The organism is Pantoea sp. BRR-3P (assembly GCF_039621635.1).
GTDB lineage: Bacteria > Pseudomonadota > Gammaproteobacteria > Enterobacterales > Enterobacteriaceae > Pantoea > Pantoea floridensis.
In genome coordinates, this window is sequence record NZ_CP155066.1 from 167,650 (window position 1) to 182,956 (window position 15,307).

Here is a 15,307-nt window from a genome sequence, read left to right on the forward strand (position 1 = left end):
CGTATCGTCAGAATATGTTAATTTGTCGGCAACATAATTCGATAATGTTTGTTGCGTCGAGCATGGTAGCGGAATTCCTGTGCCGTGACGACGCTTTGGAGGGGAACGATGTCGCAGCCACCCAAAATTTTGCTGCTTTACGCCCATCCGGAATCACAGGATTCGATTGCTAATCGGGTTTTGCTGCAGTCGGCTATGGAACTGGACCACGTCACGGTGCACGATTTATACGCCCACTATCCGGATTTTTTTATTGATATTCACTATGAGCAGCAGCTGCTGCGCGAGCATCAAATCATCGTCTTCCAACATCCACTTTATACCTACAGCTGCCCGGCGCTGCTGAAGGAGTGGCTAGATCGCGTGCTGTCGCGCGGTTTTGCCAGCGGCCCGGATGGCAATGCGCTGGAGGGCAAATACTGGCGCAGCGTGGTGACCACTGGCGAACCGGAAGCGGCTTATCATCATAGCGGTCTGAATCGTTATCCGATGAGTGACATTATGCGTCCCTTTGAGCTGACGGCGCAGATGTGCCGTATGCACTGGATGACGCCGATGGTGATTTACTGGGCGCGACGCCAAACGCCAGAAGTGATGCGTAATTTCGCGCGGGCATATGGCGACTGGCTGGCTTCACCGCTGCCGCAAGGAGGGGTGTGATGGAAGGCGAAACGTTACTCACGGCCGGCGTGATCTATCTGGTTGCGGCTGTGCTGATCGTGCCGATTGCGGCGCGTCTCGGCATTGGTGCGGTGTTGGGCTATCTGCTGGCGGGGATTGCCATCGGTCCGTGGGGCCTGGGTTTCATCAGCGACGTTGAGGAGATTTTGCACTTCTCCGAACTTGGCGTGGTGTTCCTGATGTTCATTATCGGCCTTGAGCTGAATCCCTCGAAACTCTGGTCGCTGCGCCGTTCAATATTTGGCGTGGGCGCGGCCCAGGTGCTGATCTCGGCGGCGATCCTGGGGGGATTGTTGTGGCTCACCGACTTTAGCTGGCAGGCGGCAGTGATTGGCGGGATTGGTCTGGCCATGTCATCGACAGCCATGGCGCTACAGCTGATGCGTGACAAAGGCATGAACCGCAGTGAGTCTGGTCAGCTCGGCTTCTCGGTGCTGCTGTTCCAGGATTTAGCGGTGATTCCGGCATTAGCGTTGGTGCCGCTGCTGGCAGGCGGCGACAGCGGTCACGTTGACTGGCTGAAAGTGGGCATGAAGGTGCTGGCGTTTGCCGGAATGCTGATTGGTGGTCGCTATCTGTTGCGTCCCATCCTGCGTTTTATTGCGGCATCCGGCGTGCGTGAAGTGTTTACCGCAGCGTCGCTGTTGCTGGTACTGGGATCGGCGCTGTTTATGGACGCGCTCGGCCTGTCGATGGCGCTGGGTACCTTCATCGCGGGTATTCTGTTAGCGGAAAGTGAATATCGTCACGAGTTGGAAGTCGCCATCGAACCGTTCAAAGGGCTGCTGCTGGGGCTGTTCTTTATCTCAGTAGGCATGGCGCTCAACCTTGGCGTGCTTTATACCCACATCGTTGAAATTCTGCTGGGCGTGGTGATTCTGGTCGCGGTGAAAACGCTGGTGCTGTATGTGCTCGCGCGCATTTATGGCTTGCGCAGCTCAGAGCGTCAACAGTTTGCCGGCGTGTTAAGCCAGGGCGGCGAGTTTGCCTTTGTGCTGTTCTCTGCGGCATCTTCAGCGAAGATGTTTAGCGGCGACCAAATGCCGCTGCTGCTGGTGACGGTAACGCTCTCCATGATGACCACGCCGCTGCTGATGAACGCCATAGATCGTTTACTCGCGCACCGCTTTAACGAGCCCGATGAGAATGCCGAGAAGCATTTTGTTGAGGACGATCAGCCACAGGTGATTGTGGTTGGCTTTGGGCGTTTTGGTCAGGTAGTGGGTCGTTTGTTGATGGCTAACAACAAACGCATTACGGTGCTGGAGCGCGATATCTCTGCGGTGAGCCTGATGCGTAAATATGGCTATAAGGTTTACTATGGTGATGCCACCGAGCTGGAGATGCTGCGTGCAGCTGGCGCGGAGAATGCACAATCCATCGTCATTACTTGTAACGATCCGGAAGATTCGATGTCCATCGTACACCTGTGCCAGCAGCATTTTCCGCAGCTGGAAATTCTGGCGCGCGCGCGTGGTCGTGTTGAAGCACACGAACTGCTGCAGGCAGGGGTTACGCTGTTCTCGCGTGAGACTTTCTCCAGTGCGCTTGAGCTGGGACGCAAGACGTTGATTTCGCTAGGGATGCATCCGCATCAGGCGCAGCGCGCGCAGCAACATTTCCGCCGTCTGGACATGCGTATGCTGCGCGAACTGGTGCCGAGCCACGATGACAGCGCGCAGGTTTCGCGTGTGCGTGAAGCCCGACGTGAGTTAGAGGATATTTTCCAGCGCGAAATGCAGCACGAAAAACGCCAGTTTGACGGCTGGGATGACGAGTAGATCTATACTTAATTTATCCGTTCCTTAACGACGGCAGGAAACAGTATGCGTAAACAATTTATTGCCGGTGCGGTTTGCCCGCACTGCCAGGAGAAAGACACGTTAGCATTGTGGCGTGAAAACAATGTTGATGTGGTGGAGTGCGTCGAGTGCGGCCATCAGATGCGTGAAGCCGATAAGCAAGTGCGCGATCAGGTTCGCAGCAATGAGCAAGTGATCGGCATTTTTCATCCTGAGTAGCGCATTGGCTCAGCTTTTTTTAAGCTTGAACTTACAGCGGGATTGAATTCCGCTACAATCGGCGCCATTAACGCTGAGCAGTATGTCACGACACAATTGGCATCCTCAGTCTTGAACCTTTCTGGTTGGTTATTGCACGCAAAATTGACCAATGGGACGGGATCTTAGTTCTCAACGGTTAGGAGATATCATGAAAGTAGCAAAAGACCTGGTGGTGAGCCTGGCGTATCAGGTTCGTACCGAAGACGGTGTGTTGGTTGACGAGTCACCGGTGAGTGCACCGTTGGACTATCTGCACGGTCATGGTTCCCTGATTTCTGGTCTGGAAAAAGCGCTGGAAAATCATGATGTAGGCGATAAGTTTGACGTGCATATCCCGGCAAATGACGCTTACGGTCAGTACGATGACAACCTCGTACAGCGCGTACCAAAAGACGTGTTTATGGGCGTTGACGAACTGCAGGTGGGCATGCGCTTCCTGGCAGAAACCGATCAGGGCCCAGTACCGGTTGAAATCACCGAAGTTGAAGATGAGCACGTTGTGGTTGATGGTAACCACATGCTGGCTGGTCAAAATCTGAACTTCAATGTGGAAGTTGTCGCGATTCGCGCAGCAACCGAAGAAGAGCTGGCGCACGGCCACGTGCATGGTGCAGATGGTCATCATCATGATCACGACCACGACCACGATCATGGTCACGATCACGGCCAGGGCGGCTGTGGCACTGGCGGTTGCGGCTGCAGCCACTAATCAGTGTAACGCTTTGCGAGGCCACCTTTAGGTGGCCTTTCTTTTTTAATAATGCGGCGGGGGTGTTTCTTCTGATTGCGACGCGATCATCGACGGTGCGCTATCCTTCACCTTATCCACTAACAGACGAACCTGCTCGCGCAGTCTTATCATCTCCAGCTCATGCTGAACCACGGTCTGATTGAGCTGATCGATGGTGTATTCCTGAAAAGCCAGTTTGCTTTCCAGCGCCTCGAGGCGTTGTTCCCATTCTATTGATTGCATGATCTTTCCTCATCTGCCGGTACGACGCGTTAAGCTGTTTCGGGCGTGATTCTACGGCCTTTGGCTTCAGAATCACCTGATATTTTACCTTTAAGTGGCATACTGCATTGAAAAGCCGCATAGCGCCTATATCTCTGATGAAACTTCCTGAAGCAAAAAAGGTCGGAGGTTGACCGGGTAATTACATTGTGGGAGTGTTCGCCGCTGCCACGTAAAGTTATAGTGTGGGCCTCAGTCCGCAATGATTCCCGAGGTGAGAGGCTTCGGTTTTGGAGAAAGGATGAAATCACTGTTTAAAGTCACATTGTTAGCTACCACCATGGCTGTCGCGCTGAATGCACCGCTGGCTATGGCAGCAGAAACTGCCGCAGCTCCAGCAGCAGATGCTGCACAGGCCGCGCCGCAAGCACCAAAAAATGCTGCTTTCAAAAATGAAGACCAGCAGTCAGCTTACGCGCTGGGCGCTTCCCTTGGTCGCTACATGGACAACTCTCTGAAGGAACAAGAGAAACTGGGCATCAAGCTGGATAAAGATCAGTTGATCGCAGGTGTTCAGGACGCATTTGGTGGCAAAAGCAAACTCTCTGATCAAGAGATCGAGCAAACCCTGCAGGCCTTTGAGGGTCGCGTAAAAGGCGCCGCTCAAGAGAAGATGGAAAAAGATGCGAAAGAGAACGCAGATAAGGGTTCAGCTTACGCAGATAAATTTGCCAAAGAAAAAGGCGTGAAGAAAACCGAATCTGGCCTGCTGTATCAGGTAGAGAAAGAAGGTACCGGTAACGCACCAAAAGACAGCGACACTGTCGTAGTAAACTACAAGGGTACGCTGATTGACGGTACTGAGTTCGATAACTCTTATACCCGTGGCGAGCCGCTGTCGTTCCGTCTGGATGGTGTGATTCCAGGCTGGACCGAAGGTCTGAAGCACGTGAAGAAAGGCGGCAAGATCAAGCTGGTGATCCCACCGAATCTGGCTTATGGCAAAAATGGTGTTCCGGGTATTCCGGCAAACTCCACGCTGGTGTTCGATGTTGAGCTGCTCGACATCAAACCGGCGCCGAAAGCCGACGAGAAAGCGCAGGCTCCGGTCGCAGCCGATCAGAAAGCGCAGTAATTTGCACTTGCTGTATGACGCCGCCTCCGGGCGGCGTCTTTTATTTGGAAGAGGCACAGTAAAGGTGTGGCATAAGCGGGCGACATTTGCCAGACTAGCGCCTGCATAACTATCACCATATGAGTCTGCCCCAAAGCTGTCGAGACAGGCTCCAGCCATTTAGGGTAATGTCTTCGATGTCTAATCCATTCAATCCCGGTGAACTGACTGACTTCGATTTACTGGAGCAGCGTCCGTTCGAGCAAGCCGATTTCGATATCCTCAAATCTTACGAAGCCGTTGTTGATGGCCTTGCGATGCTGATTGGCTCGCACTGCGAAATCGTGCTGCATTCTCTGGAAGATTTGAAATGTTCAGCCGTGCGCATCGCTAACGGTGAACACACCGGCCGCAAGGTGGGCTCGCCGATTACCGATTTGGCACTGCGTATGCTGCACGATATGCATGGCGCAGACAGCAATGTTTCCAGAGCCTACTTCACACGCGCGAAAAGCGGCGTGCTGATGAAATCGGTCACCATCGCAATTCGTAATCGTCAACAGCGCGTGATTGGCCTGCTGTGTATCAACATGAACCTTGACGTGCCGTTCTCGCAGATTATGTCGACCTTTATGCCACCGGAAATGCAGCAGGTTGATTCCAACGTTAATTTTGCCAGCTCGGTAGAAGACCTGGTCATGCAAACGCTAGAGTTCGCGATTGAAGAAGTGAGCGCTGACCGTAACGTCTCTAACAATGCGAAGAATCGCCAGATCGTGCTCAATATGTATGAAAAGGGCATCTTCGATATTAAAGATGCGATCAACCAAGTTGCCGATCGCCTCAATATCTCGAAGCATACGGTTTACCTCTATATCCGCCAGTTCAAAAGCGGTGATTTTCAGGGGCAGGATCGCTAATGCGCTACACCTTGCTGGTTACCGGACCTGCCTACGGCACCCAACATGCCAGCAGTGCGTTGCTGTTTGCACGTGCGCTGGTGCAGGCTGGGCATCAGCTTGAGAGCGTGTTCTTCTATCGCGAAGGCGTGTTGAACGCCAACCAGTTGAGTGCACCAGCCAGCGATGAGGTCGATATGGTGCGTGAATGGCAGCAGCTGAGTAGTGAAAGGGGTACCGCACTGAATATCTGCGTAGCGGCCGCGTTGCGCCGTGGTGTAACCGATGCGCAGGAGGCGACGCGCCTGCAACTGCCGGGCAGTAATTTGCAGCCGGGATTTGAACTGAGCGGTTTGGGTGCCCTGGCGGAAGCCGCGCTTCGCTGCGATCGGCTGGTGCAATTCTGATGAACCGTGTCGCTTTTCTCTTTACTCAGGCTCCGCACGGCAGTAGCGCCGGCAGGGAAGGGCTTGATGCTGTGTTGGCCACAGGTGCGTTAAGTGAAGACATCGGCCTGTTCTTTATCGGTGATGGGGTAATGCAACTGAATCCTGGTCAGCAGCCCGAGCAGATACTGGCGCGCAACTATATCGCCACTTTTGGCGTACTGGCGCTGTACGATATTGACCAGTGTTATGTTTGTGCTGATTCGCTGCAGGCGCGTGGACAAAGTCTGACTGCGGAGCGCGTGCTGGCCGCTGAGGTGCTGGACGCCGCAGCGCTTCGCGCGAAGCTTGCTACTTATCATCGTATTATTCGATTCTGAGAACCAATCATGCTCTTCACGCTGCTGCAATCTCCCTGGCAATGCGACATTGATAGCCTGCTGCTGCTATTACAGGAAGGTGACGATCTGCTTTTATTACAGGATGGCGTGACTGCGGCTCTTGCAGGCAGCCAGATGTTAGTCAAGCTCAATGCCACGCCGGCCATGCTGTGGGTGTTAGAAGAAGATGTGGTGGCGCGCGGCCTGGTTGAGCGAATTTCGACCAAAGTAGCACGTTTGGACTATACTGGTTTCGTTGCCTTGACAGCGAAGCATCAACAACAAGTGGCCTGGTAAGAGCGAAAACCTGGTTATTTCTTGACACCCTTTTGACACAGCCCTAAAATTCTGCCTCCTCGTAGTAATACGAGGCGATTTATTACGTGTTTACGAAGCAAAAAGCTAAATCCCAGGAGCTATTTAATGGCAACAGTTAACCAGCTGGTTCGCAAACCACGCGTACGCAAAGTTGCAAAGAGCAACGTGCCTGCGCTGGAAGCTTGCCCGCAGAAACGTGGTGTTTGTACTCGTGTGTACACCACCACCCCTAAAAAACCAAACTCAGCACTGCGTAAAGTTTGCCGTGTGCGTTTGACTAACGGTTTTGAAGTTACCTCCTATATCGGTGGTGAAGGTCATAACCTGCAGGAGCACTCCGTGATCCTGATCCGTGGCGGTCGTGTTAAAGACTTGCCAGGTGTGCGTTACCACACCGTTCGTGGCGCGCTGGACTGCTCAGGTGTTAAAGACCGTAAGCAGTCACGCTCCAAATACGGCGTGAAGAAGCCAAAGGCTTAATGGTTCTCCGTTAAGTAAGGCCAAACGTTTTAACTTAAATGTCAAACTAAACTCGTAGAGTTTTGGACAATCCTGAATTAACAACGGAGTATTTCCATGCCACGTCGTCGCGTCATTGGTCAGCGTAAAATTCTGCCGGATCCTAAGTTCGGATCAGAGCTGCTGGCTAAATTTGTAAATATCCTGATGGTAGATGGTAAAAAATCTACTGCTGAATCTATCGTCTATACCGCGCTTGATACCCTGGCTCAACGCGCTGGTAAAGATGGCCTGGAAGCGTTCGAGGTTGCTCTCGAAAACGTGCGTCCGACTGTCGAAGTTAAGTCACGTCGCGTTGGTGGTTCTACCTACCAGGTTCCAGTTGAAGTCCGTCCGGTTCGTCGTAATGCCCTGGCAATGCGTTGGATCGTAGAAGCTGCTCGTAAACGCGGTGATAAATCTATGGCTCTCCGCCTGGCGAACGAACTTTCTGATGCTGCAGAAAACAAAGGTACTGCAGTTAAGAAACGTGAAGACGTTCACCGCATGGCAGAAGCCAACAAGGCGTTCGCACACTACCGCTGGTAACAGCAACGTAGTTGTTATTAACCCAGCGGGCGTCCCAGTGACTCACCTGCTGGGCTTTTTTAACTTAGAACGTCTAAGAAACAGAGGAATCAAATGGCTCGTAAAACACCCATTGAGCGCTACCGTAACATCGGTATCAGTGCGCACATCGACGCCGGTAAGACTACAACTACCGAACGCGTTCTGTTCTACACCGGTGTAAACCACAAAATCGGTGAAGTTCATGACGGCGCAGCAACCATGGACTGGATGGAGCAGGAGCAGGAACGTGGTATTACCATTACCTCTGCTGCGACTACCTGTTACTGGTCTGGTATGGCTAAGCAGTTTGAACCACACCACGTAAACATCATCGACACCCCGGGACACGTTGACTTCACCATCGAAGTTGAGCGTTCTATGCGTGTGCTTGATGGCGCAGTAATGGTTTACTGTGCAGTTGGTGGCGTTCAGCCACAGTCTGAGACCGTATGGCGCCAGGCTAACAAATATAAAGTTCCACGCATTGCGTTCGTTAACAAAATGGACCGCATGGGTGCTAACTTCCTGAAAGTTGTTGATCAGATGAAAACGCGCCTGGGTGCAAACCCAGTCCCACTTCAGCTGGCTATCGGCGCAGAAGAAAAATTCACCGGTGTTGTTGACCTGGTGAAAATGAAAGCGATCAACTGGAACGATGCCGATCAGGGCGTCACCTTCGTTTACGAAGATATCCCAGCGGATATGCAGGAACTGGCTGAAGAATGGCGTGCGAATCTGGTTGAAGCCGCAGCTGAAGGTTCTGATGAGCTGATGGAGAAATTCTTCGGCGGTGAAGAGCTGACAGAAGAAGAGATCAAAACTTCTCTGCGTAAGCGCGTGCTGAAAAACGAAATCATCCTGGTAACCTGTGGTTCTGCATTTAAGAACAAAGGTGTTCAGGCGATGCTGGATGCGGTTGTTGAATACCTGCCAGCACCGACTGACGTTACCGCGATTAACGGTATGCTGGACGACGGTAAAGATACTCCGGCTGAACGTCACTCTGATGACAATGAGCCGTTTGCTGCACTGGCGTTTAAAATTGCTACCGACCCGTTTGTAGGTAACCTGACCTTCTTCCGCGTTTACTCTGGTGTGGTTAACACTGGTGACACCGTGTTCAACCCGGTTAAGTCAAACCGCGAACGTCTGGGCCGTATCGTACAGATGCACGCCAACAAACGTGAAGAGATCAAAGAAGTTCGTGCGGGCGATATCGCCGCGGCGATCGGCTTGAAAGACGTGACCACTGGTGACACCCTGTGTGATCCAGACAACGTCATCATTCTTGAGCGCATGGAATTCCCTGAGCCAGTAATCTCTATCGCTGTTGAGCCAAAAACCAAAGCTGACCAGGAAAAAATGGGTCTTGCTCTGGGCCGTCTGGCTAAAGAAGATCCATCATTCCGCGTATGGACTGATGAAGAATCTAACCAGACCATCATCGCCGGTATGGGTGAGCTGCACCTCGACATCATCGTTGACCGCATGAAGCGTGAATTCAACGTTGAAGCGAACGTCGGTAAACCTCAGGTAGCTTATCGCGAAGCGATTCGTACTAAAGTTACCGATATCGAAGGTAAACACGCCAAGCAGTCTGGTGGTCGTGGTCAGTACGGTCATGTTGTTATCGACATGTACCCGCTGGAACCAGGTGTGAACCCGAAAGGTTACGAATTTGTCAACGATATCAAGGGCGGTGTGATTCCAACTGAATACATCCCTGCGGTTGATAAAGGTATCCAGGAGCAGCTGAAATCAGGTCCACTGGCTGGTTATCCGGTAGTTGATCTGGGTGTTCGTCTGCACTTCGGTTCATACCATGATGTCGACTCCTCTGAGCTGGCGTTTAAACTGGCCGCTTCTTTGGCCTTTAAAGATGGCTTTAAGAAAGCGCAGCCTGTTCTGCTTGAGCCAATCATGAAGGTTGAAGTAGAGACTCCGGAAGAGAACACCGGTGACGTTATCGGTGACCTTAGCCGTCGTCGTGGTATGCTCAAAGGACAGGAATCTAACGCTACTGGCGTTCAGATCCATGCTGAAGTTCCGCTGTCTGAAATGTTCGGATATGCAACCCAGCTGCGTTCTCTGACCAAAGGCCGTGCTTCTTACTCCATGGAGTTCCTGAAGTACGATGATGCGCCGAACAACGTCGCTCAGGCCGTTATTGAAGCTCGTAGCAAATAAGCTACGGTTTAAAAATGTTAACTGATGCCTTCATGAATCATGAAGGCACAACGTAAGGAATTATCGCCATGGCGAAAGAGCAATTTCAGCGTAACAAACTGCACGTAAACGTGGGCACCATCGGTCACGTCGACCACGGTAAAACCACCCTGACTGCAGCAATCACTACCGTTCTGGCTAAAACCTACGGTGGTAAGGCAAGCAAATTCGATGAAATCGATAAGGCGCCAGAAGAGAAAGCTCGTGGTATCACCATCAACACTTCTCACGTTGAATATGAAACCCCGACTCGCCACTATGCGCACGTTGACTGCCCAGGCCACGCCGACTATGTGAAAAACATGATCACCGGTGCTGCGCAGATGGATGGCGCAATCCTGGTTGTTGCTGCGACTGACGGCCCTATGCCTCAGACCCGTGAGCACATCCTGCTGGGTCGTCAGGTTGGCGTTCCTTACATCATCGTGTTCCTGAACAAGTGCGACATGGTTGATGACGAAGAGCTGCTGGAACTGGTTGAAATGGAAGTACGTGACCTGCTGTCAGCATATGACTTCCCAGGCGACGACACTCCAATCGTTCGTGGTTCTGCTCTGAAAGCGCTGGAAGGCGACGCTGAGTGGGAAGCTAAGATCATTGAGCTGGCTGAGCATCTGGATACTTACATCCCAGAGCCAGTACGTGCAATCGACCTGCCGTTCCTGCTGCCAATCGAAGACGTATTCTCAATCTCTGGCCGTGGTACCGTTGTTACCGGTCGTGTTGAGCGCGGTATTGTTAAAGTGGGCGACGAAGTTGAAATCGTTGGTATCAAGGCGACTGTTAAGTCTACTTGTACCGGCGTTGAAATGTTCCGTAAACTGCTGGACCAGGGTCAGGCAGGCGAGAACTGCGGCGTTCTGCTGCGTGGTATCAAGCGTGAAGACATCCAGCGTGGCCAGGTTCTGGCTAAGCCGGCTACCATCAAGCCGCATACCAAGTTCACTTCAGAAGTGTACGTTCTGTCTAAAGATGAAGGCGGCCGTCATACTCCGTTCTTCAAAGGCTACCGTCCACAGTTCTACTTCCGTACCACTGACGTGACCGGCAACGTTGAGCTGCCAGAAGGCGTTGAGATGGTAATGCCAGGCGACAACGTTCAGATGACCGTTGAGCTGATCCACCCAATCGCGATGGATGAAGGCTTGCGCTTCGCTATCCGTGAAGGCGGCCGTACTGTTGGTGCGGGTGTTGTTGCTACAATTATCGCTTAATTGCGTTAATGTCGGAGGCTGCTAAGGTAGCCTCCGCGGCACAAAAGAGAGCACTTAGGTGCTCTTTTTTTTACCTGAAATTTGAGTTATGACTAAATCCACATAAAAGGCAGGTTTGAAATAAAAACAATTCTCATTTACAATTTGATCATAAATTGTACGGGAGTCCGCAGTAAATGTACGTCTGCTTGTGTAATGCCGTGAGTGATAAAACCCTCCGCGAAGTGGTTCGCCGCTATCAACCTAAATCCATGCAGCAGCTCCGCCAATTAGTGCCGATTGGTAAGCAGTGTGGAAAATGTGTGCGCTTTGCTCGGGAAATTATGGAAGATGAACTGCAAAACGTACCACCGTATAAAGAGATAGCCTGACACACCTGGCAATAACCACAATAACTGTCGCGTTTTTTTGACTTCCCTCTATCCGCATCTACGATTTATGTAGTTGGAAGCGGAGGAAGCAAAATGAAGGGCGACGGTAGAATCATAAGTTATCTCAATAAATTGCTGGGGAATGAGCTGGTTGCAATTAATCAGTACTTCCTTCATGCGCGTATGTTTAAGAACTGGGGTTTAACACGCCTCAACGATGTTGAGTATCACGAGTCAATCGATGAAATGAAGCATGCCGACAAGTACATCGAACGCATCTTATTTCTGGAAGGCATTCCTAACTTGCAAGATCTCGGGCGATTACGTATTGGTGAAGACGTCCCGGAAATGCTGCAGTCTGACTTAGCATTAGAACTTGAAGGCGCAAAGGATTTGCGCGAAGCAATAGCATATGCGGACAAAGTTCATGATTATGTCAGCCGGGACATGATGATTGAGATTCTCACGGAGGAGGAAGGGCACATCGATTGGCTGGAAACGGAACTCGAGCTAGTGCAAAAAATCGGTTTGCAAAACTATCTTCAGTCTCAACTAAAAGAACAAAACGAACATTAGACTTATGTTGAACAAGCTATGTCTCGTCAGCCCGCGGCAATTAAAACGATTGTCGCGGGTTTTTTCGTCTTCAAAACGAGAATGATGTGGTTAAAAACACAACACGGGTTGCTTCCTAAGCTGATTTACGTATAATGCGCGGGCCTGCCGATATTGGTGCGGCGCGATTCGAGCAGAATCGCAGGGGATAGCTGTCTATGTATCGCCTGACAATACTCCCAATTGTGGAGTTATATGCTGAACGATTACACTCCTCCATCAATCGTAATGGATGCGGGTAGTAATTCTTTTCGTTTATAAAATGTTTGGAGCCTTGGTCTCATGTCGAACCAAAGAATCCGTATCCGTCTTAAAGCGTTTGATCATCGCCTGATCGATCAATCAACCGCGGAAATCGTTGAGACTGCCAAGCGCACTGGTGCGCAGGTACGTGGTCCGATCCCGCTGCCAACCCGCAAAGAGCGTTTTACCGTTCTGATCTCTCCGCACGTTAACAAAGACGCGCGTGATCAGTACGAAATCCGCACTCACAAGCGTCTGGTAGACATCGTTGAGCCAACTGAAAAAACCGTTGATGCTCTGATGCGTCTGGATCTGGCTGCCGGTGTTGACGTGCAGATCAGCCTGGGTTAATCAGGTCATCGAGCGATTGAGAGGTTGATACAATGATTGGTTTAGTCGGTAAAAAAGTGGGTATGACCCGCATCTTCACTGAAGATGGCGTTTCAATCCCAGTAACCGTTATCGAAGTTGAAGCAAACCGCGTTACTCAGGTCAAAGGCCTGGACAACGATGGTTACCAAGCTATCCAGGTTACCACCGGTGCTAAAAAAGCAAGCCGTGTGAGCAAGCCTGAAGCAGGTCATTTTGCTAAAGCTGGCGTTGACGCTGGCCGTGGTCTGTGGGAATTCCGCACCGAAGGTGAAGAGTTCTCTGTTGGCCAGAGCATCAGTGTTGAAATTTTCGCTGACGTTAAAAAAGTAGACGTTACCGGTACCTCTAAAGGTAAAGGTTTCGCAGGTACCGTTAAGCGCTGGAACTTCCGTACCCAGGACGCTACACACGGTAACTCCTTGTCACACCGCGTTCCGGGTTCTATCGGTCAGAACCAGACTCCGGGCAAAGTGTTCAAAGGCAAGAAAATGGCTGGTCAGCTGGGTAATGAGCGCGTAACCGTTCAGAGCCTGGAAGTAGTACGTGTTGACGCTGAGCGCAACCTGCTGCTGGTCAAAGGTGGCGTCCCGGGTGCAACTGGGTGCGATCTGATTGTTAAACCAGCTGTGAAGGCGTAAGGGGATAGCAATGGAATTAGTACTGAAAGACGCGCAGAGCGCGCTGACTGTTTCCGAAACTACCTTCGGTCGTGATTTCAACGAAGCGCTGGTTCACCAGGTTGTTGTTGCTTATGCCGCAGGTGCTCGTCAGGGTACTCGTGCGCAGAAAACTCGTGCTGAAGTAACTGGTTCAGGCAAAAAGCCTTGGCGCCAGAAGGGTACCGGCCGTGCGCGTTCAGGTTCTGTTAAGAGCCCGATCTGGCGTTCAGGTGGCGTGACCTTCGCTGCGCGTCCGCAGGACCACAGTCAAAAAGTTAATAAAAAGATGTACCGCGGCGCGCTGAAAAGCATCCTGTCCGAACTGGTACGTCAGGACCGTCTGATCGTTGTCGAGACGTTCTCTGTAGAAGCGCCTAAAACTAAGCTGCTGGTACAGAAACTGAAAGACATGGCGCTGCAAGATGTGCTGATCATCACCGGTGAACTGGATGAGAATCTGTTCCTGGCTGCGCGTAACCTGTACAAGGTTGACGTGCGTGATGCAGCGGGCATCGACCCAGTTAGCCTGATCGCCTTCGACAAAGTCGTTATGACTGCGGAAGCAGTTAAGCAAGTTGAGGAGATGCTGGCATGATCCGTGAAGAACGTCTGCTGAAAGTAGTGCGTGCACCGCACGTATCAGAAAAAGCATCTACTGCGATGGAAAAAACCAATACCATCGTTCTCAAAGTTGCTAAAGACGCGACCAAAGCAGAGATCGTTGCTGCTGTTGAGAAACTGTTCGAAGTAGAAGTTAAAGACGTAAACACCCTGGTCGTTAAAGGGAAAGTTAAGCGTCACGGACAGCGTATCGGTCGTCGTAGCGACTGGAAAAAAGCTTACGTCACCCTGAAGGAAGGCCAGAATCTGGACTTCGTCGGCGGCGCTGAGTAAGTCGGAGGAGAAAGACAATGGCAGTTGTTAAATGTAAACCGACATCTCCGGGTCGTCGTCACGTAGTTAAAGTGGTGAACCCAGAGCTGCACAAGGGCAAACCATTTGCCCCGCTGGTAGAAAAAAACAGCAAATCCGGTGGTCGTAACAACAATGGTCGTATCACTACCCGTCATATCGGTGGTGGTCACAAGCAGGCTTACCGTATTGTTGACTTCAAACGCAACAAAGATGGTATCCCAGCAGTTGTTGAGCGTCTTGAGTACGATCCGAACCGTTCTGCGAACATCGCACTGGTTCTGTACAAAGATGGCGAGCGCCGTTACATCCTGGCCCCTAAAGGCCTGAAAGCCGGCGATCAGATTCAATCTGGCGTTGATGCTGCGATTAAAGCAGGTAATACCCTGCCGATGCGTAACATCCCGGTGGGTTCTACCGTTCATAACGTAGAAATGAAGCCAGGCAAAGGCGGTCAGATTGCTCGCTCAGCCGGTACTTACGTGCAGATCGTTGCGCGTGAAGGTTCCTACGTTACCCTGCGTCTGCGTTCAGGCGAAATGCGCAAAGTTGAATCCGAATGTCGTGCAACTCTCGGCGAAGTCGGCAACTCTGAGCACATGCTGCGCGTACTGGGTAAAGCTGGTGCAACCCGTTGGCGTGGTGTTCGTCCTACCGTTCGCGGTACCGCGATGAACCCAGTCGATCACCCGCACGGTGGTGGTGAAGGTCGTAACTTTGGTAAGCACCCGGTAACTCCGTGGGGCGTTCAGACCAAAGGTAAGAAGACCCGTAGCAACAAGCGTACTGATAAATTTATCGTACGTCGCCGTAGCAAATAATTTTAGAGGATAA

The 15,307-nt window shown here is 51.5% G+C and carries 21 protein-coding genes; 20 read left to right on the forward strand and 1 reads right to left on the reverse strand.

Annotation, left to right across the window (positions count from 1 at the left end):
* Window positions 1–108 precede the first annotated feature (108 nt).
* The 4 genes from kefG (at window position 109) to slyD (ending at window position 3,453) form a co-directional block, all read left to right on the forward strand.
* The gene (gene kefG / locus AAGR08_RS00745) at window positions 109–660 is read left to right on the forward strand and encodes a glutathione-regulated potassium-efflux system ancillary protein KefG (RefSeq protein WP_097095819.1); all 552 of its coding nucleotides are present in this window, start codon (window positions 109–111) and stop codon (window positions 658–660) included.
* Window positions 660–2,462: a glutathione-regulated potassium-efflux system protein KefB gene (gene kefB, locus AAGR08_RS00750; protein ID WP_097095820.1), complete on the forward strand. Its 1,803-nt coding sequence runs from the start codon at window positions 660–662 to the stop codon at window positions 2,460–2,462. The genes kefG and kefB overlap by 1 nt, the downstream gene beginning before the upstream one ends.
* 45 nt (window positions 2,463–2,507) lie before the next feature.
* On the forward strand, window positions 2,508–2,702 hold the full coding sequence (locus AAGR08_RS00755; protein WP_007892203.1) for a YheV family putative zinc ribbon protein: 195 nt from the start codon (window positions 2,508–2,510) through the stop codon (window positions 2,700–2,702).
* Between the two features lie 190 nt (window positions 2,703–2,892).
* Window positions 2,893–3,453, forward strand: coding sequence for a peptidylprolyl isomerase (gene slyD, locus AAGR08_RS00760; protein WP_222186050.1), 561 nt, complete (start codon window positions 2,893–2,895; stop codon window positions 3,451–3,453).
* 45 nt (window positions 3,454–3,498) lie between these two features.
* Here the strand turns inward: slyD and AAGR08_RS00765 are convergent, their stop codons facing one another.
* On the reverse strand, window positions 3,499–3,717 hold the full coding sequence (locus tag AAGR08_RS00765; RefSeq protein WP_097095821.1) for a protein SlyX: 219 nt from the start codon (window positions 3,715–3,717) through the stop codon (window positions 3,499–3,501).
* Window positions 3,718–3,997: 280 nt separating this feature from the next.
* Between AAGR08_RS00765 and fkpA the strand changes: the two genes are divergently transcribed.
* The 16 genes from fkpA to rplB all read left to right on the forward strand — a co-directional run bounded on the left by fkpA (window position 3,998) and on the right by rplB (window position 15,294).
* Entirely contained in the window at window positions 3,998–4,831 is an 834-nt protein-coding gene (fkpA, locus tag AAGR08_RS00770) for an FKBP-type peptidyl-prolyl cis-trans isomerase (RefSeq protein ID WP_097095822.1), read from the forward strand.
* Between the two features lie 176 nt (window positions 4,832–5,007).
* Window positions 5,008–5,730 (forward strand): transcriptional regulator, encoded by a 723-nt coding sequence (locus AAGR08_RS00775; protein ID WP_097095823.1) that lies wholly within the window; start codon window positions 5,008–5,010, stop codon window positions 5,728–5,730.
* Window positions 5,730–6,116: a sulfurtransferase complex subunit TusD gene (tusD, locus tag AAGR08_RS00780; protein WP_345827962.1), complete on the forward strand. Its 387-nt coding sequence runs from the start codon at window positions 5,730–5,732 to the stop codon at window positions 6,114–6,116. Before AAGR08_RS00775 ends, tusD begins: the two co-directional genes overlap by 1 nt.
* Window positions 6,116–6,475, forward strand: coding sequence for a sulfurtransferase complex subunit TusC (tusC, locus tag AAGR08_RS00785; protein ID WP_345827963.1), 360 nt, complete (start codon window positions 6,116–6,118; stop codon window positions 6,473–6,475). Before tusD ends, tusC begins: the two co-directional genes overlap by 1 nt.
* A gap of 9 nt (window positions 6,476–6,484) precedes the next feature.
* A complete protein-coding gene (tusB, locus tag AAGR08_RS00790; RefSeq protein WP_345827965.1) occupies window positions 6,485–6,772 on the forward strand; it encodes a sulfurtransferase complex subunit TusB in 288 nt (95 codons plus the stop codon).
* A gap of 126 nt (window positions 6,773–6,898) precedes the next feature.
* Window positions 6,899–7,273 (forward strand): 30S ribosomal protein S12, encoded by a 375-nt coding sequence (gene rpsL, locus AAGR08_RS00795; RefSeq protein WP_006120575.1) that lies wholly within the window; start codon window positions 6,899–6,901, stop codon window positions 7,271–7,273.
* Window positions 7,274–7,369: 96 nt separating this feature from the next.
* Window positions 7,370–7,840 carry a 30S ribosomal protein S7 gene (rpsG, locus tag AAGR08_RS00800; protein WP_007886246.1) on the forward strand — a complete coding sequence of 157 codons (471 nt, stop codon included), beginning with the start codon at window positions 7,370–7,372 and terminating at the stop codon, window positions 7,838–7,840.
* Window positions 7,841–7,933: 93 nt separating this feature from the next.
* Entirely contained in the window at window positions 7,934–10,048 is a 2,115-nt protein-coding gene (gene fusA, locus AAGR08_RS00805; protein WP_345827973.1) for an elongation factor G, read from the forward strand.
* Window positions 10,049–10,116: 68 nt separating this feature from the next.
* On the forward strand, window positions 10,117–11,301 hold the full coding sequence (tuf, locus tag AAGR08_RS00810) for an elongation factor Tu (RefSeq protein ID WP_097095828.1): 1,185 nt from the start codon (window positions 10,117–10,119) through the stop codon (window positions 11,299–11,301).
* 176 nt (window positions 11,302–11,477) lie between these two features.
* Complete coding sequence (gene bfd / locus AAGR08_RS00815) at window positions 11,478–11,672, forward strand: bacterioferritin-associated ferredoxin (protein ID WP_097095829.1); 195 nt, start codon at window positions 11,478–11,480, stop codon at window positions 11,670–11,672.
* 93 nt (window positions 11,673–11,765) lie between these two features.
* Window positions 11,766–12,248, forward strand: coding sequence for a bacterioferritin (bfr, locus tag AAGR08_RS00820; RefSeq protein WP_097095830.1), 483 nt, complete (start codon window positions 11,766–11,768; stop codon window positions 12,246–12,248).
* Window positions 12,249–12,569: 321 nt separating this feature from the next.
* Window positions 12,570–12,881, forward strand: a complete 312-nt coding sequence (gene rpsJ, locus AAGR08_RS00825; RefSeq protein ID WP_006120582.1) for a 30S ribosomal protein S10 — start codon at window positions 12,570–12,572, stop codon at window positions 12,879–12,881.
* Window positions 12,882–12,913: 32 nt separating this feature from the next.
* Window positions 12,914–13,540, forward strand: coding sequence for a 50S ribosomal protein L3 (rplC, locus tag AAGR08_RS00830; protein ID WP_097095831.1), 627 nt, complete (start codon window positions 12,914–12,916; stop codon window positions 13,538–13,540).
* A 10-nt stretch (window positions 13,541–13,550) separates the two neighbouring features.
* The gene (gene rplD, locus AAGR08_RS00835) at window positions 13,551–14,156 is read left to right on the forward strand and encodes a 50S ribosomal protein L4 (RefSeq protein WP_007891650.1); all 606 of its coding nucleotides are present in this window, start codon (window positions 13,551–13,553) and stop codon (window positions 14,154–14,156) included.
* Complete coding sequence (rplW, locus tag AAGR08_RS00840; protein ID WP_007891652.1) at window positions 14,153–14,455, forward strand: 50S ribosomal protein L23; 303 nt, start codon at window positions 14,153–14,155, stop codon at window positions 14,453–14,455. Before rplD ends, rplW begins: the two co-directional genes overlap by 4 nt.
* A 17-nt stretch (window positions 14,456–14,472) precedes the next feature.
* Window positions 14,473–15,294: a 50S ribosomal protein L2 gene (rplB, locus tag AAGR08_RS00845; RefSeq protein ID WP_007891654.1), complete on the forward strand. Its 822-nt coding sequence runs from the start codon at window positions 14,473–14,475 to the stop codon at window positions 15,292–15,294.
* Window positions 15,295–15,307: the final 13 nt, after the last annotated feature.